General features: G+C 71.0%; 16 protein-coding genes. 7 read left to right on the top strand and 9 right to left on the bottom strand.

Translation table 11 applies throughout. The features are described 5' to 3' along the window. Window positions 1–276 precede the first annotated feature (276 nt). Both cobM and LBW94_RS36650 read right to left on the bottom strand, forming a co-directional pair. Entirely contained in the window at window positions 277–1035 is a 759-nt protein-coding gene (gene cobM, locus LBW94_RS36655; RefSeq protein ID WP_225058332.1) for a precorrin-4 C(11)-methyltransferase, read from the bottom strand. 84 nt (window positions 1036–1119) lie between these two features. After that, on the bottom strand, window positions 1120–1545 hold the full coding sequence (locus LBW94_RS36650; protein ID WP_225058333.1) for a PPOX class F420-dependent oxidoreductase: 426 nt from the start codon (window positions 1543–1545) through the stop codon (window positions 1120–1122). A gap of 311 nt (window positions 1546–1856) precedes the next feature. Here LBW94_RS36650 and LBW94_RS36645 point away from each other — a divergent pair, with 311 nt between their 5' ends. From LBW94_RS36645 to LBW94_RS36630, 4 genes are read left to right on the top strand one after another with little or no spacing between them, the layout of a single operon-like run. After that, window positions 1857–2042, top strand: coding sequence for a hypothetical protein (locus tag LBW94_RS36645; RefSeq protein ID WP_225058334.1), 186 nt, complete (start codon window positions 1857–1859; stop codon window positions 2040–2042). After that, on the top strand, window positions 2015–2308 hold the full coding sequence (locus LBW94_RS36640) for a hypothetical protein (RefSeq protein WP_225058335.1): 294 nt from the start codon (window positions 2015–2017) through the stop codon (window positions 2306–2308). Before LBW94_RS36645 ends, LBW94_RS36640 begins: the two co-directional genes overlap by 28 nt. Before the next feature lie 44 nt (window positions 2309–2352). Continuing rightward, window positions 2353–2742 (top strand): DoxX family protein, encoded by a 390-nt coding sequence (locus LBW94_RS36635; protein ID WP_225058336.1) that lies wholly within the window; start codon window positions 2353–2355, stop codon window positions 2740–2742. Window positions 2743–2774: 32 nt separating this feature from the next. Next, on the top strand, window positions 2775–3671 hold the full coding sequence (locus tag LBW94_RS36630) for an RNA polymerase sigma-70 factor (protein ID WP_225058337.1): 897 nt from the start codon (window positions 2775–2777) through the stop codon (window positions 3669–3671). A gap of 9 nt (window positions 3672–3680) precedes the next feature. Here the strand turns inward: LBW94_RS36630 and LBW94_RS36625 are convergent, their stop codons facing one another. Beyond that, window positions 3681–4298 carry a response regulator gene (locus tag LBW94_RS36625; protein ID WP_225058338.1) on the bottom strand — a complete coding sequence of 206 codons (618 nt, stop codon included), beginning with the start codon at window positions 4296–4298 and terminating at the stop codon, window positions 3681–3683. Further along, window positions 4295–5449, bottom strand: coding sequence for a sensor histidine kinase (locus tag LBW94_RS36620; RefSeq protein WP_225058339.1), 1155 nt, complete (start codon window positions 5447–5449; stop codon window positions 4295–4297). The genes LBW94_RS36625 and LBW94_RS36620 overlap by 4 nt, the downstream gene beginning before the upstream one ends. Before the next feature lie 129 nt (window positions 5450–5578). Between LBW94_RS36620 and LBW94_RS36615 the strand changes: the two genes are divergently transcribed. The 3 genes from LBW94_RS36615 (at window position 5579) to LBW94_RS36605 (ending at window position 9043) form a co-directional block, all read left to right on the top strand. After that, window positions 5579–6625 carry an FtsX-like permease family protein gene (locus LBW94_RS36615; protein WP_225058340.1) on the top strand — a complete coding sequence of 349 codons (1047 nt, stop codon included), beginning with the start codon at window positions 5579–5581 and terminating at the stop codon, window positions 6623–6625. Between the two features lie 79 nt (window positions 6626–6704). After that, on the top strand, window positions 6705–7415 hold the full coding sequence (locus tag LBW94_RS36610) for an ABC transporter ATP-binding protein (protein ID WP_225058341.1): 711 nt from the start codon (window positions 6705–6707) through the stop codon (window positions 7413–7415). Between the two features lie 128 nt (window positions 7416–7543). Then, entirely contained in the window at window positions 7544–9043 is a 1500-nt protein-coding gene (locus tag LBW94_RS36605) for an amidase (protein WP_225058342.1), read from the top strand. A 94-nt stretch (window positions 9044–9137) separates the two neighbouring features. Here LBW94_RS36605 and LBW94_RS36600 read toward each other — a convergent pair whose 3' ends face one another. The 5 genes from LBW94_RS36600 to LBW94_RS36580 all read right to left on the bottom strand — a co-directional run bounded on the left by LBW94_RS36600 (window position 9138) and on the right by LBW94_RS36580 (window position 15867). Then, window positions 9138–11153, bottom strand: a complete 2016-nt coding sequence (locus LBW94_RS36600) for an acetoacetate--CoA ligase (protein ID WP_225058343.1) — start codon at window positions 11151–11153, stop codon at window positions 9138–9140. Window positions 11154–11289: 136 nt separating this feature from the next. Beyond that, the gene (locus LBW94_RS36595; protein WP_323138023.1) at window positions 11290–12111 is read right to left on the bottom strand and encodes a CoA ester lyase; all 822 of its coding nucleotides are present in this window, start codon (window positions 12109–12111) and stop codon (window positions 11290–11292) included. Next, window positions 12108–12629 (bottom strand): MaoC family dehydratase, encoded by a 522-nt coding sequence (locus LBW94_RS36590; protein ID WP_225058344.1) that lies wholly within the window; start codon window positions 12627–12629, stop codon window positions 12108–12110. The genes LBW94_RS36595 and LBW94_RS36590 overlap by 4 nt, the downstream gene beginning before the upstream one ends. Next, window positions 12626–13786: an acyl-CoA dehydrogenase family protein gene (locus LBW94_RS36585; protein WP_225058345.1), complete on the bottom strand. Its 1161-nt coding sequence runs from the start codon at window positions 13784–13786 to the stop codon at window positions 12626–12628. Before LBW94_RS36585 ends, LBW94_RS36590 begins: the two co-directional genes overlap by 4 nt. Continuing rightward, window positions 13783–15867 carry an acetyl-CoA carboxylase biotin carboxylase subunit gene (locus LBW94_RS36580; protein ID WP_225058346.1) on the bottom strand — a complete coding sequence of 695 codons (2085 nt, stop codon included), beginning with the start codon at window positions 15865–15867 and terminating at the stop codon, window positions 13783–13785. The genes LBW94_RS36585 and LBW94_RS36580 overlap by 4 nt, the downstream gene beginning before the upstream one ends. Window positions 15868–15872: the final 5 nt, after the last annotated feature.

Below are 15872 nucleotides of genomic sequence, written 5' to 3'. Positions count from 1 at the left end.
GAATTTCAATCAGACAAAAACGCTCATAGGACGTATCCGCCCCACGGACCGGTCCCGTTACATCGGCCCGACCATGCCCGACGGCCACGGATAGACCACTCGCTGAACGTTGCTGCTGACCACCGGACCAATCTACCGTCCCCACACGGGTTTCAAAGCGGAAGGTTCATAGCCGACGTGCATCATAGCCGGTCTTCGCGACAAGATAGCCGAAACTCCGAGTACGGCAACCGATTCGGACACTCCGCCCGAGCGTTCCGACCTGCCCGGATGCCGTCATCCGGACAGGGTGTGACGTTCGCGGCGAGGGTCGTACAAGTGAGATTCGGCGCAGATCGGCGTGGTGGCCAGCGCTCGCCCGACGAGCACCACCGCGGCCTGCCGTAGTCCGGCGGACTCCACCCGATCGGCGATGTCGGCCAGGGTGCCGCGCAGGATCAGCTGCTCGGGCCGGCTGGCCCGGTACACCACGACGGCCGGGCAGTCGGCGCCGTACTCGGCGACCAGTTCGGCGGCCAGCACCCGGATGCGGGTGATCGCCAGATGCAGCACCAGGGTCGCCCGGGTGCGGGCGAAGTTCCCCAGCGCCTCCGACTCCGGCATCGCCGTGGACCGCGCCTGCGTGCGGGTCAGCACGACCGACTGCACCAGTTCCGGCACGGTGAGCTCGGCGCCCAGCAGGGCCGCCGCGGCCGCGTAGGCGGGCACACCCGGCGTGACGTCCCACGGGACGCCCCGGGCGTCCAGTCGCCGGGTCTGCTCGGTCAGGGCCGAATACAGCGACGGATCGCCGGAGCACAGCCGGGCCACGTCCTTACCCTCGCCGTGCGCCCGCACCAGCAACTCGGTGATCCGGTCCAGATCCAGGTGCTGGGTGTCGACGAGTTCGGCGCCGGGGGCGCAGTGCGCGAGCACCTCCGGGTCGAGATAGGTGCCCGCGTACAGGCAGACCGGCGAGTCGCGGAGCAGATTCACCGCCCGCACGGTGAGCAGGTCGGCGGCGCCGGGGCCCGCCCCGATGAAATGCACGGTCATTCTCGAGTCCTTCCCTGCACCCGGCCGCCGGAGTGTCCGCAGTGTATTCACCCGGCCCGGCGGCCCGTGCCACCCCCCGGTCGGCTACCCGGTCATGTTGAAGCCGCCGAGGATCTTCTCCGGCCGCACCCGGACCACCAGCTCACCGGGCACCGCATTGCGGCGGCCGAACTCCTCGGCCCGCCCGGCCCCCATATAGCGGCCGCCTATCGCCGTGGCGGTCCGCAGCAGTTCCGCCGGATCCTCGGAAAGGACGGCGACACCCTGGATCTGTAGATAGCCGTACGGCGGCGCCTCCAGGTCGACGCACAGGGCGACCCGCGGATCGCGGGCGAGCGCCCGGCCCTTCGCGGTGCCCCTGCCGGTGTTGAACACCAGGTCGTCCCCGTCGAGGAAGAACCACACCGGATTGATCAGCGGCCGCCCGTCGGCCGCCGTCACCGCAAGTTTGGCGGTGCGGGTGCCCTCGGTGAGGAATTCGCGCACCTTCGGGTCGCTGATGGTGAACATGTTTCCTACCGTACGACGCGGATCCAGCAATTTACGGCAACTCCGGCATGCCGCGCGGGCGGCCCGCCGACCCGCCCGAATCGGACATTTCCGAACGGACCGTTCAGGGGACTGGACAACCTTGCCGCGAAACGGAATTCGAGGGTGACCCACCGGCGCCTCGCCGCCGGAAACCCGCGCCTCCCTGCGTGGACACCGGCCGGCCTCCTCGATTGCCGTCAATTTGCCGATGCGCGTAGCACTTTCACCAGGCTGCGTTCGAATCACGCCGCGTTACAACGGAGTTACGCATAGTTGCTGTAGCCAACAACTTGCGGAGGCTCCATTTCCCCACCCGCGACGGGGTGCTCTTCGGCTCCGAGCCGAAGGCGATCCTGGCCGATCCGCTCGCACCCCGCACGGTCGACCTGGACGGGCTGCGGGAACTGTTCGCCGTCACCGAGGCGCCCGGCTGGGCGCTGTGGCGGGGATGTCGGAGGTGCTGCCGGGCACGCTGATCACGGTGAGCCGCAACGGTATCCGTCAAGAGTCCGCATCCGCCACCCAGGACCCGGGCTATGCCGCCGCCCGGCAACGACGGGCCGGAGAGGTGCTGGCACAGCCGGATTCGCCGGTGTTCGACCTGATCGACCGGAACTGGGTGGCGCGCGTGATCACCCTCGACCCGGCGCGGCTGGATCCGTACGTGCGCGTCGGGCTCGACCACGTCATCGACCTGCACACCTGGGTGGACATGTACGCGCCCACCCTCCAGCTGGAGTGATCCGCGTCATACGCTGTCACGGCGCGTGACATCGCGGTGTCTCCATGGCGAACCGAGCGAAGGAGAACATCGTGAACATCGCCCTCTGGATCGCCGCCGGACTGCTGGCCACCGTCGCCCTGACCGGCGGCGTCACCAAGACGTTCGTGCCGAAGGCGAAGCTGGCCGCGGCCCACGGCGGGGAATGGACCGCCGCCGCCGGGGCCGGTTTCGTCAAGGCGCTCGGCGTCGTCGAACTGCTGGCCGCGGCCGGTCTGATCCTGCCCGCGCTGGTGCAGGTCGCGCCGGTGCTGGTGCCGGTGACGGCCGTGTGCTGGGTACTGCTGATGGTCGGCGCGATGGTCACCCACGGCCGGCTGGGCCAGTACCAGCTGGTGGCGCTGAACCTGTCGTATCTCGCGCTCGCGGCGTTCATCGCCTGGGGCCGGTTCTGACCGGCCGAGCACGAGCAACGAGGATTCCGACCGTGCCCGACCAACCCGCCGACCCGGCCACCGCGGCCTTCGTCGCCCATCGCAACCTGCTGTTCACCGTCGCCTACGAGATGCTCGGGTCGGCCGCCGACGCCGAGGACGTCCTCCAGGAGACCTGGTTGCGCTGGGCCGACGTCGACCAGGAACAGGTCCACGATCAGCGCGCCTATCTGGTCCGGATCACCACCCGGCAGTCGCTCAACCGGCTGCGTACCCTGAACCGCCGCAAGGAGGCCTACGTCGGGCCGTGGCTGCCGGAACCGATGCTGACCACACCCGACGTGGCCGAGGACGTCGAACTGGCCGAGAGCGTCTCGATGGCACTGCTGCTGGTGCTGGAGACGCTCGGACCGACCGAACGGGCCGTGTTCGTGCTGCGCGAGGCGTTCGACATCGACTACGAGGAGATCGCCGCCGCGCTCGGCAAGACTCCGGCGGCGGTCCGGCAGATCGCGCACCGCGCCCGCCGCCACGTCGACGCCCGCCGCCCGCGCGGGGTGGTCTCGGCCGCCGAGACCCGCGCGGTGGTGGCGTCGTTCCAGCGCGCGCTCGAGACCCGGGATCTGCAAGGACTGCTGGACATGCTGGCCCCCGACGTGGTGGTGATCGGTGACGGCGGCGGGCTCAAACAGGCCGCGCTGCGGCCGGTCGTCGGCGCCGCGCAGGTGCTGCGCTACCTCACCGTCGGCCTGCGGCACACCAGGGAGACGCTCACCGTGGAAGCGGCCGTGGTGAACGGCAATCCGGCGCTGCTGCTGCGCCTGGACGGGGAGCTCGACGGCATCATGGCGGCCCGGGTCGAGGACGGGCTGATCGCCGGGCTCTACTACGTCCGCAATCCGGAGAAGCTCACCCACCTCGCGGCGGAGATTCCGTTGTCGCTGCGGTGATCTCGCGACTCAGAGCACGCCGAGTTCCCGCGCCCGCGCCACCGCCGAGGTGCGCGACTTCACGCCCAGCTTCGAATAGATATGCACCAGATGGGATTTCACCGTCGTCTCGCTGAGGAACAGGCGGCGGCCGATCTCCCGGTTGGCGTGGCCGTCGGCGACGAGGACGAGCACCTCGATCTCGCGGGCGCTCAGCGTGCTGTCGGGTTTGCGCACTCGGGTCATGAGTTTCGAGGCGACCGACGGGGACAGCACGCTCTCGCCGGTGGCGGCGCCGCGCACGGCGGCCAGCAGTTCGGCGGGCGGGGTGTCCTTGAGGATGTAGCCGCAGGCCCCCGCCTCGATGGCGCCGAGGATGTCGGCGTCGGTGTCGTAGTTGGTGACCACCAGCACGTGCGGCGGGTGCGGCAGGGCCCGCAGCGCCGCGGTGGCGTCCACCCCCGACTTGCCCTGGCCGAAGCGCAGATCCATCAGGACGAGATCGACACCACCGGCGCCGCAGCAGGTCACGGCCTCCTCGGCGGTGGCCGCCTCACCGGCGACCACGACATCCGGGGCGGATTCCAGCAGGGCGCGCAGCCCGGCCCGCACGATCGCGTGATCGTCGGCGAGCAGCAGGCGGATCACGCCGGATCGCCCAGCGGGAACGACACCGTGACCGCGGTGTGCCCGGGTTCGGATTCCACGTCCATGCTGCCGCCCTGCTGCTCCACCCGGCCGCGCATGGCGTTCAGCCCGAAGGTGCTGCGGGCGAACACCTCCGGATCGATACCGACGCCGTCGTCGACCACGTCCAGGTGCACCGCGTCGTCGGCGTAGGTGAGGGTGATGCGCATGCGCCGCGCACGGGCGTGCCGGACCACATTGGACACCGCGCCCTGGGCCACCCGCACCAGCGCGGCCTCCACCGGCATCGGGAGACGTTCGGGGGTGCCCTCCACCAGCACCTGACCGTGCAGGCCGGGGGCGTCGGCGCGCTGGACGATGCGCTCCAGGGCCCCGCTGAGCGACTGCCCGTCCAGCGCGGCGGGGGTGAGTTCGGCGATCAGCTGCCGGGTTTCGGCCAGATTGTCCGCGGCGGTCTCGCGGGCCAGCCGGATCTGTTGCAGCGCCGGATGATCGGGGGCCGAGCGCTCGGCGGCGTGCAGCAGCAGCTGGATACTGGACAAGCCCTGCGCCACGGTGTCGTGGATCTCCCGGGCCAGCCGCTCCCGTTCGGCCAGCTTGCCCGCGGTGCGTTCCCGCTCGGCGAGAGTGGCTCGGGTGGCGAGCAATTCGTCGATCAGTCGTTGCCGGTCGTCGGCCTCGCGCACCAGGGCGCGATAGCCGAGCCCGATGGCGACGGCGATCACCGCCGCGAGCACCGGGCCGATCACCCCGTCGAAGGTCCACCCGCGCTTCAGCGCGAAACCCACCACCGCGGCGACGGTCGCCGCGACCACGGCCACCGCGCCCCACACCCGCGGCAGCAGGTGCAGGTACAGGAAGAACAGGCCGAACACCAGATACACCGCGTCCGGCACCAGGGCCATCAGGCCCAGCCAGAGCAGGGTGAGCACACCCAGCCAGACGCGGGCGGCGGCGGGCCGGCCGCGCAGGATGGCGCCGCCGGCGAAGTAGACGATCAGGAAGGCGGCGATCAGCGTCACGATGCCGATCCGGTGCGGCGTGCCGGGTACCAGCGTCAGCGCGGCCGCCACCACCGTCAGCGCCACGACCAGCACATGCAGCCCGGCTTGCAGGGCGGCGAAGACGGGGGCCAACGGGGACTGGTGCACCGTGCCAGCTTATGCGCGGTTATCGGTTCGGCATCCATCGAAAGACGGAACGGTCTCCCATCCGCCGGACGGCCGATGACGATGCCGTGGGTCGATGGCCCGCGCCGGATTCCACGGCAGGCTCGGGTCATGTACGTCGCACTGCGAGATCTCCGGGCCGCTCGGGGCCGATTCCTGCTGATCACCGCGGTGGTGATGCTGGTCGCCCTGCTGGTGAGTTTCCTCGGCGGGCTGACGGCCGGGCTGGCCCACCGGAACATCGCCGCGCTGGGGCGGCTGCGGGGCGAGGCGGTGGTGTTCGCCGACACCGGCGCGGCCCCCTCGTTCGACTCCTCGGCCCTCGACGCGGCGCAGATCGCCGCCTGGCAACGGGCCGGCGGCCGGACCGACCCGGTCGGCATCGGCCGCGCCCCGGCGGCTCGCGGTGGTGGAGCGCCGGTGCCGGTGGCCCTGATCGGGGTGGATGGCCCGAGCTTCGGCAATCGACCCGCAACCGCCGGGACGGTGGTCCTGAGCACCGCGGCGGCCGCCGGGCTGCGGGCGGCGACCGGCGACACCGTCACCGTCGGTTCCGGGACCTTCACGGTGGCCGCGGTCGAGGGCGACGACTGGTACAGCCACAGCCCGGTGGTGTGGCTGGCGCTGTCCGACTGGCGGGCGCTGGATCCGCGCGGCGGTGCGGCGACGGTGCTGGTGGTGTCCGGGATCGCGGATACCGCCGCCGTGAACGCCGCGGCGCACACCCGGACCACCAGCGTGACCGGCGCTCGATCGGCATTGAGTTCCTATACGGCCGAACATAATTCGCTCACCCTGATGACGGTGCTGCTGTTCGCGATCTCGGCGCTGGTGATCGGCGCGTTCTTCACGGTGTGGACGATCCAGCGCACCCCCGATGTCGCGACGCTCAAGGCGCTGGGCGCCACCACCGGTTCACTGCTGCGGGATGCGCTGGGACAGGCGTTGCTCGTCCTGCTCGCCGGGGTCGGCGCCGCACTGGCGGTGACCACGGCGGCGAGCGGATTCGTCGGCGCGCGGGTGCCTTTCACGCTGACCGCGGCGACGACGGTGGTACCGGGCGCGACGCTGGCCGGGCTGGGCCTGCTGGGCGCCGCGTTCGCCCTGCGCTTCCTGGTGACCGCCGATCCGCTGGTGGCGCTGCGGCAGGCCCGCTGATCCCCCTTCCGGAAAGTACCCGGCCGCTGGACCTTTCGGTGGCCTCGATCGACAGCACGTTGTGCCTACAGGAGTTTCGATGGTTTCGCTCACTCTCTCCGGTCTCACCCTCACCTACCCGGACGGCGCCGGGCGCGTCACGGCGCTGGACCGGGTGGATCTGCGGGTCGCGGGCGGTGAGATCGCCGCCGTCACCGGCGCTTCGGGTTCGGGGAAGTCCAGCCTGCTGGCGGTGGCGGCGACGCTGGTCCGGCCGGACTCCGGACGGGTGCTGCTCGAAAACGACGGCGCCACCGTTGATCTCACGTCGCTGAGCCGGCGCGCGGCGGCCACGGTGCGCCGCCGGTCGATCGGCATCGTCTTCCAGCAGCCGAACCTGATTCCGGCGCTGACGGCCGCCGAGCAACTGGAGGTGACGGCGCACCTGGGCGACCACTGGCTCGTCACACCGGTGCGGCGGCGCGAGATCCGGAGCCGGGCACGGGATCTGCTGCACCGGGTCGGACTGTCGGGCCTCGAGCACAAGCGCCCGGAACAGTTGTCCGGCGGCCAGCGGCAACGGGTGAACATCGCGCGGGCGCTGATGCGCGATCCGGCGCTGCTGGTGGTCGACGAACCCACCAGCGCACTGGACTCCGAGCGCGGCGCCGCGATCATCGACCTGCTGCTCGAGGTGGTCCGCGACCATCGCGCCGCGACCCTGCTGGTCACCCACGACCTCGCCCATCTGGCCCGGATGGACTCGATCCACCGGATGACCGACGGTGCGCTGTCCGACGACATCGCCTGATTCCCGGCGAATCCGGGTACCGTTCGGTGAGCGCCCGCACCGCGTGCCTCCCGGTCCGCGTCGGGGTGTGGACGAGAATCGGAACGGCCGCCGAGTGGCGGCGTGGTTCGGTGGGCGAGGAGGCGACGGTGAAGTTCGACGAATATCGCACCTACGATGCGGTCGGCCTGGCCGATCTGGTCGCCCGGGGCGAGGTGCATCCGGCCGAACTGCTCCAACTCGCCTCGGACCGTTGCGCGGCGGTCGATCCGGCGCTCAACGCGATCAGCCTGCCGATGGGGCAGAACGGCAAGGAGCTCGCCGAACGTGAGCCCGCCGGGCCCTTCGGCGGCGTGCCGTTCCTGATCAAGGATCTGAACCAGGACTACGCGGGCTACCCCACCTCCGCCGGTACGGGACCGCTGCGCTCGGTCCGCGCCGCCGACCACAGCACCGTGGTACGGCGCTGGCTGGACGCCGGGCTGGTGATCTTCGGCAAGACCACCACACCCGAGTTCGGCAGCAAGGCGATCACCGAGACCCGCACCTTCGGCGCGACCCGCAATCCCTGGGACCCCACCCGGACGCCGGGCGGATCCTCCGGCGGCTCGGCGGTGGCCGTGGCGGCGGGCATCATCCCGATGGCCGGTGCCAGCGACGGCGGCGGCTCCATCCGCATCCCGGCCGCCTGCACCGGCCTGTTCGGGCTCAAACCCGGAAGGGGCCTGGTCACCAGCGGCCCGCTGGTCGGCGATCCGCTGTTCGGCGCGGCCTCCGAGGGTGTGCTGTCGCGCAGCGTGCGCGACACCGCGGCCATGCTCGACATCCTGAGTGTGCCGGATCCCGGTGCGCCGTACCGGGTTCCGCGACCACACCAGCCCTACCGCGAAGCCGTCACCGCGCCGCCGCGCCGCCTGCGCATCGGCTTCACCTCGCAATCCCCGTTGGGCACCGCGGTTTCCGCCGACGCGGTGCGCGCGGTGGAGGATGCCGCCACCCTGCTCGAATCACTGGGCCACACCGTGGAACCCGCCGATCCCGGCATCGACGGCAGCAAGATGGCCATGGACTTCATGACCGTGTGGACCGCGCAGGCCGCCGCACGCCTCGCCCAGACCTGCCGGGTCACCCACGCCTCCCCCGCGGATTTCGATATCGACACCCAGGTGCTGGCCGCGGTGGGCCGGGCGGTCGCGGCCCCCGCCCTGATGGACGCACAGGCCCGCTGGAACGACTACACCCGCGCCCTGGCCGCCTTCCACGACACCCACGACCTGCTGCTGACCCCGACCCTGGCCGAGCCACCGCTGCGGATCGGCCAGAACCGCACCCCGGCGGCGGCCGGCGCCGTGCTGCCGCCGCTGCTCCGTGTGGGCGCGGGCAGACTGATCGCCCGCACCGCCTTCTACCGCAACCTGGTCACCGCGAACCTGTCGGCGGTCCCCTTCACCCAGCTGGCCAACATCACCGGCCGCCCCGCGATGAACGTCCCGACCTACTGGACCCCCGCCGGACTCCCCCTCGGCGTCCAGTTCGTCGGCCCCACCTCCAGCGAATACCTGCTCCTGCAATTGGCCGCCGAAATCGAAACCGCCCGACCGTGGTTCGACCGCCATCCGCCGGAATCCGCGCTCCGGTCCGACGGCTGATCCGAGATCCGCTCGGCCGCGGCGCATCCCGGGCCGCCGTGCCGACCAGCCCGTCCGCGGTGCGGCGATCGCGATGTCCCGCGGCGGATCCGGATCAGGTCCGATCCGACGATGTCGGCCGGACAGCGGCGTACCAGTCGAGCAGGTCCGGGTCGTCGACGGCGGAGCGCGCCACCACCTGTGTGGGGTCACCACCCTGGAAGATCTTCTTGATCGGTACTTCCAGCTTCTTGCCGGTGCGGGTGTGCGGGATGCCCGGGGCCGGGACGATCTCGTCCGGCACGTGCCGCGGCGACACCTCGGTGCGGATTGCGGTGGCGATCCGCTGCTTCACCTCGGCGGTGAGCTCGATGCCGGGGGCCAGGGTGACGAACAGCGGCATCCAGTAGCCGCCGTCGGGTAGTTCGACGCCGATCACCAGGGCCTCGGCCACCTCCGGCAGGGCCTCCACCGCCTGGTAGATGTCGGCCGAGCCCATCCGGATGCCGTGCCGGTTCAGGGTGGAATCGGACCGGCCGTGCACCACGATGCTGCCGCGCGCGGTGATGGTGATCCAGTCCCCGTGCCGCCAGACACCGGGGAAAATGTCGAAATAGGCTGCCCGGTAACGACTTCCGTCGGGATCGTCCCAGAACGATACCGGCATGGACGGCATCGGCGCGGTGACCACCAGTTCACCGACCTCACCACGCACCGGGGCGCCGGTGGCGTCCCAGGCGTCCAGGGCCACACCCAGCATCGGCACCGACAGTTCGCCGGGCCACACCGGAACCGTCGGCACGCTGCCCGCGAACGGGGCCACCACATCGGTGCCGCCGCTGATCGAGTTCACCTGCACGCGTTCACCGACCGCGTCGCGCAGCCACAGCGCCGAGGACGGCGGCAGCGACGATCCGGTGATGCCCACCGACCGCAGCGCCGACAGGTCGTGATCGCGGCGCGGCACCGCACCTGCCTTGATACAACCCAGCAGATAACCCGGGCTGGTGCCGAGGACGGTGGTCCGGGTGCGGGCCGCCAACGCCCACAACGCATCCGGGGCCGGGTAGGCGGGGTTGCCGGCGTAGGTGACGATGGTCGCCCCGGCGAGCAGGCCCGCTACCTGGAAGTTCCACATCATCCAGGACGGGCTGGTGTACCAGAAGAATACGTCGTCCGGACCGATATCCAATTGCAGCACAATCGATTTCACGTGCTCGATCAGCACCCCGCCGTGGCCGTGCACGATCCCCTTCGGCTTGCCGGTGGTGCCGGAGGAGTAGAGCACCCAGAGCGGATGGTCGAAGGGGACCTGCTCGGTGATCAATTCACCAGTGGCGAAGCCGTTTTCGTCCGCCGTGGCCGCGGCGCCGCCGACCGCGATGGCCGAATCGCCGTTGCCCGTGGTGGCCACTGCATCCCAGTCCAGCGCTCCCGGCACCTCCGACCCCAGGTGGCGGACCGCGACGGTGGCCCGCAGGCCGGGCAGACCCGCACGCAGGGTGGCGATCTCGTCGCGCCGGTCGAAAGTCCTGCCGCCGTACGAATAGCCGTCCGCGGTCACCAGCAGGACCGGTTCCAGCTGGCCCAGGCGGTCCAGCGCCGCCTTGGCGGTGTAGTCCTGCCCGCAGGCGCTCCACACCGCGCCGAGGCTCGCGGTGGCGAGGAAGGCGATCACCGCCTCCGGGATGTTGGGCAGGTATCCGACCACCCGATCTCCCGGGGACACACCGTGTTCCCGCAGGGTCCGGGCGAAGGAGGCGGTCCGGCCCAGCAGTTCGGCCCAGGACAGCTCGCGCGACGAGCCGTCCTCGGACACGTGCACGATCGCCGGGCGGCCGGCGCGGGCGTGGCGCAGCACCTGATCCACGTAGTTCAGCCGCACGCCCGGAAACCATTGCGCGCCCGGCATATCCGTGGCGGCGAGGACGGTGCCGGGTTCCGGGCCGAGGTCGAAGTACGCCCACACCGCACCCCAGAAGGCGACCGGATCGGCCACCGACCATTGCCACAGTGCGTGGTAGTCCGGAAACGGCGACCCGGTTCGCGCCGCGGCGAACCGGGCGAAGTCCGTCAGCTTCGCCGCGGCGATCTCTCGCTCCGACGGCACCCACTGTGGTTCCACGCCCATCGCACGCTCGCTTCCTGTCGACACGGGCCCGGCGTGCGCCCTCGGTCCCGGGTGGCGTCGGTGTCCCGGACGGCACACGCCCGAGCCCATTTTCCGCCACGGGCGGAGTCGACGGGAGGCGATGCGGAAGCGGCGATCAGGAGCCGACGATCGCCGCCGCCCGGCGGACGATCCGCTGCGCGTGCTGGACGACCGGGCCGTCCACCATGCGGCCCTCGTAGCTGAACACGCCACGGTGGTTGGGCACCTCGGCCAGCACCCGGCGGGCCCAGTCCAGTTCGTCGGCGGCGGGGGTGAAGGCATCCCGCACCACCGCCACCTGGCTGGGGTGGATGGCGACCTTGGCGTCGAATCCGCTGGCCACGCCGTCCTCGGCCTCGGCGCGCAGACCGTCCAGATCGCGGATGTTCAGGTACACCAGGTCCAGCGCGAGCTTGCCGTAGGCCTTGGCCACCAGCAGCACCGTGGAGCGCAGGTGCACCGCCACATCGCGATAGCTGCCGTCGGCGCGCCGGCTGCCGGTACCGCCGAGCCCGGCCACCAGATCCTCCGCGCCGGGCATGGCGCCGATCGCGTTGTCGGCGCGGATCGCGTCGGGGATGGTCAGCACACCCAGCGGCGACTCCACCAGCGCGATCACCCGGTACTGCGACAGCGCCGTGATCTGTTCCGCCGATTCACATTTCGGCAGCATGACGCGCCGGTACCCGGTGCGGGCCAGCGCCGCCAGATCGAGGGCATGGTCGGCGGTGGTGGCGCCGTTGACGCGGACCACCGTGCGCTCCGGATCCAGCGGGGTCGCGACCAGGGCGGCGCGGGCGGCCTCCTTGTCGGCCGCGGCGACCGCGTCCTCCAGGTCGATGATCACCACATCGGCCGCGGCGGCGGCCTTCGCGTAGCGTTCCGGCCGATCGGCGGGGCAGAACAACCAGGCCGGGCCGGGCATCTCCCAGGTCACGATGGATCTCCGTTCTCGGGACGTTTGCGGACCAGGGTCTTGCGGACCGCGGTAGCCACGATATCGCCGTGCTGATTCCGGCCGGTGTGCGCGAAGGTCAGAATGCCCTCGCCGGGGCGGCTCTTCGATTCCCGCTTGTCGGTGATCAGGGTCTCCGCGTAGAGGGTGTCGCCGTGGAACAGCGGCTTGGGGAAGGCGATCTCGGAGAAGCCCAGGTTGGCGACGATGGTGCCCTGGGTGAGCTGCGCGACCGACAGGCCCACCACGGTGGACAGCGTGAACATGGAGTTCACCAGCCGCTGGTTGAACGGCGGCAGCGCGTCGGCGAAGGCCGCGTCCAGATGCAATGCCTGGGTGTTCATCGTCAGCGTGGTGAACAACACATTGTCGGCCTCGGTGATGGTGCGGCCGGGACGGTGCTCGTACACCACGCCGGTCTCGAACTCCTCGAACCACAGCCCGCGCTGCACCACCCGGCGCGGTTCGGTGACGGTCCCGTCCTGTTGTCCCTGGCTCACAGCCCCAGCTCCCGTCCGATGAGCAGCAACTGCACCTCGGTGGTGCCCTCGCCGATCTCCAGAATCTTGCTGTCCCGGTAGTGCCGGGCGACAGCGTATTCGTTCATGAACCCGTAGCCGCCGAAGATCTGGGTGGCATCGCGGGCGTTGTCCATCGCCGCCTCGCTGGCCACCAGCTTCGCGATCGACGCCTGCTTCTTGAAGGGCTTGCCGGACAACATCAATGCAGCCGCGTCGTAGTAGGCGGTGCGGGCGGCGTGCGCGCGGGCCTCCATCCGGGCGATCTTGAAGGCGATGGCCTGATTGCGAACGATGGGCTGCCCGAACGCTTCCCGCTCCCCCGCGTATCGCACGCTCTCGTCGACACAGCCCTGCGCCGCGCCCACCGACAGCGCCGCGATCGCGATCCGGCCCTCGTCGAGGATGCGCAGGAAGTTGGCATAGCCGCGGCCGCGCTCACCGAGCAGGTTCTCCTCCGGCACCCGGACGTCGGTGAAGCTCAGCGGGTGGGTGTCGGAGGCGTTCCAGCCGACCTTGTTGTAGGCGGGTTCGGCGACGAATCCCGGGGTGTCGGCCGGCACCAGGATGGTGGAGATCTCCTTCTTGCCGTGGGAGGTCCCGGTCACCGCGGTCACCGTGATCAGCCGGGTGATGTCGGTGCCGGAGTTGGTGATGAACTGCTTGCTGCCGTTGATGATCCACTCGCCGCCGTCGAGCACGGCCGTGGTGCGGGTGCCGCCGGCATCGCTGCCCGCGCCGGGCTCGGTGAGCCCGAACGCCCCCAGCGCGCGCCCGGATGCCAACTGCGGCAACCATTCCAGCTTCTGCTTGTCGTTGCCGAAGCGGTACACCGGCATCGCGCCGAGCGAGACCCCGGCCTCCAGCGTGATGGCCACGCTCTGGTCGACCTTGCCGAGTTCCTCCAGCGCCAGGCACAGCGCGAAGTAGTCGCCGCCCATGCCGCCGTACTCTTCCGGGAACGGCAGCCCGAACAGCCCCATGTCGGCCATCCCGGCGACCACCTCGTACGGGAAGCTGTGCTCCGCATCGTGTTTCGCGGCCACCGGGGCGACCACCTGACGGGCGAAGTCGCGCACGGTGAGCGCCAGGTCGCGATACTCGTCGGGCAGGGTGCCCGTCGACAGGAACTCGGTCATGGCTGGGATACCTTCCCGTTGGACTCGGCCGCGGCGTCCGCGGCGGATGGTTCGGTGACGGCCGGATCGCCGGTCGGAGCGGGATCGGGGGCGGCGGGCACGATCCGGGCCAGCACCTGGTCGACCTGGACCTGCGCACCCGGATTCACCAGCAACTCCACGGTTCCGGCGATCGGCGCGGTGAGCGTGTGCTCCATCTTCATGGCCTCGACCACCACGATCGGGGCCCCGGCTTCGACCTCGGCGCCGGCGGTAGCGGGCACCGCGATCACCGAACCCGGCATGGGACTGCGGATCTCGGCGTCGCCGACCTGTTCGGCCCCGGCCCGCACGCTGACCTCGGCGACCTCGCGCACGGACACCACCGCGGTGGTGTCGGCGACCCACAGCTGACCGGCGTGGGCGGCCACCCGGTAGCCGCCGCGCACACCGTCGACGGTCAGGGTGAGCGCGTCGCCGTCGAGCGACGCGCGCAGCGGCCGCGGCTCCTCCTCGTCCACTCGCACCTCGGCGGCTTCGGGGCGGCCGGTGATCGCGACGTGCACGGTCCGGTCGCCGCCGGTCAGTCGCGTCGTGACCGGCGCGGGGACGCCGAGTCGCCAGCCCGTGGGCTCGGCCCACGGGTCGTGCGGCGCATCCGGCCAGCGCCGGATCCAGTCGAACACCGCCGCCGCGACGAACTGCGCGTCGGTGACCGCGGCCGCGCGGAAGTCGACCGCGCGGCGATCCAGCAGCCCGGTGTCCAGCCGCCCGGCCTGCACATCCGGATCGGCGAGCAGGAACCGCAGGAAGTCGGTGTTGGTGCGCACGCCGAGCACCAGCGTCTCGGCCAGGGCCTGATCGAGTTTCGCGAGCGCCCCGGCCCGTTCGGGTGCGTACGCGATGACCTTGGACAGCATCGGGTCGTAGTCGCTGCCGACCACACTGCCCACGCGCAGCCCCGAATCCACCCGCACACCGGCATCGCCCGGCTCCGCCAGCGCCAGCACGGTGCCGCCGGTGGGCAGGAAGTCGCGGCCGGGATCCTCGGCGTACACCCGGGCCTCCACGGCGTGGCCGGTGAGCAGGATGTCCTCCTGCGCGGCGGCCAGCTTCTGCCCGGCCGCCACCCGCACCTGACATTCCACCAGGTCGACGCCGGTGATCAGCTCCGTCACCGGATGCTCGACCTGCAGGCGGGTGTTCATCTCCATGAAGAAGAACTCGTCCGGCCGGTCGGCGGACACGATGAATTCCACGGTGCCGACGCCGACGTAGTCGACGCTGCGCGCGGTATTGCAGGCGGCGGCGCCGATGCGGGCCCGGGTGGCCGCGTCCAGCAGCGGCGAGGGCGCCTCCTCGATCACCTTCTGATGCCGGCGTTGCAGGCTGCACTCGCGCTCGCCGAGGTGCAGCACGTGCCCGTGCTGATCGGCGAGCACCTGCACCTCGATGTGCCGGGGACGGGTGACGAATCGTTCCAGGAACAGGGTGTCGTCGCCGAAGGACGCGGCGGCCTCACGGCGAGCGCTGATCAGCGCGGCGGGCAGGTCCTCGGCCCGTTCGACCCGCCGCATACCCTTGCCGCCGCCACCGGCGGACGGCTTCACCAGCACCGGGAAGCCGATTTCCGGTGCGGCGGCGATCAATTCGGCATCGGTGAGCCCGGGGCGCGCGATGCCCGGCACCACCGGCACCCCGAACTTCGACACCTCGGTCTTGGCGGCGATCTTGTCGCCCATGATCTCGATGGCGTGCGTCGGCGGGCCGAGGAAGACGATGCCCGCCTTGGCCAGTGCCGCGGCGAAGGCCGGGTTCTCGGACAGGAAGCCGTAGCCCGGATGCACGGCCTGCGCGCCGGAGCGCAGCGCCGCGTCGACCACCCGGTCGATGTCGAGATAGCTCTCCCGGGCCGGGGCCGGGCCGAGGCGCACCGCGGCATCGGCCTCGTGCACGTGGCGGGCGTCGACGTCGGCGTCGCTGTAGACGGCGACCGAGCGAATTCCCATGCTGCGCAACGTCCGGATGACCCGGACGGCGATCTCGCCGCGGTTGGCGATCAGCACGGTGTCGAACGGGACGGGCTGGGATTTGTGCAACATGGTCA

The sequence above is a fragment of the Nocardia sp. alder85J genome, assembly GCF_020176955.2.
Taxonomy (GTDB): Bacteria; Actinomycetota; Actinomycetes; order Mycobacteriales; family Mycobacteriaceae; genus Nocardia.
Note: the sequence above shows the minus strand (reverse complement) of the source record. Positions and strands in the feature narration are given on the sequence as shown.

Excerpts from the sequence above, each read along its gene's own strand:
- LBW94_RS36585 (WP_225058345.1), bottom strand. The coding sequence starts at position 13,786 with ATGACCGAGTTCCTGTCGACGGGCACCCTGCCCGACGAGTATCGCGAC.
- LBW94_RS36580 (WP_225058346.1), bottom strand. The coding sequence starts at position 15,867 with ATGTTGCACAAATCCCAGCCCGTCCCGTTCGACACCGTGCTGATCGCC.
- cobM (WP_225058332.1), bottom strand. The coding sequence starts at position 1,035 with ATGACCGTGCATTTCATCGGGGCGGGCCCCGGCGCCGCCGACCTGCTC.
- LBW94_RS36635 (WP_225058336.1), top strand. The coding sequence starts at position 2,353 with ATGGCGAACCGAGCGAAGGAGAACATCGTGAACATCGCCCTCTGGATC.
- LBW94_RS36615 (WP_225058340.1), top strand. The coding sequence starts at position 5,579 with ATGTACGTCGCACTGCGAGATCTCCGGGCCGCTCGGGGCCGATTCCTG.
- LBW94_RS36640 (WP_225058335.1), top strand. The coding sequence starts at position 2,015 with ATGTCGGAGGTGCTGCCGGGCACGCTGATCACGGTGAGCCGCAACGGT.
- LBW94_RS36650 (WP_225058333.1), bottom strand. The coding sequence starts at position 1,545 with ATGTTCACCATCAGCGACCCGAAGGTGCGCGAATTCCTCACCGAGGGC.
- LBW94_RS36600 (WP_225058343.1), bottom strand. The coding sequence starts at position 11,153 with ATGGGCGTGGAACCACAGTGGGTGCCGTCGGAGCGAGAGATCGCCGCG.
- LBW94_RS36610 (WP_225058341.1), top strand. The coding sequence starts at position 6,705 with ATGGTTTCGCTCACTCTCTCCGGTCTCACCCTCACCTACCCGGACGGC.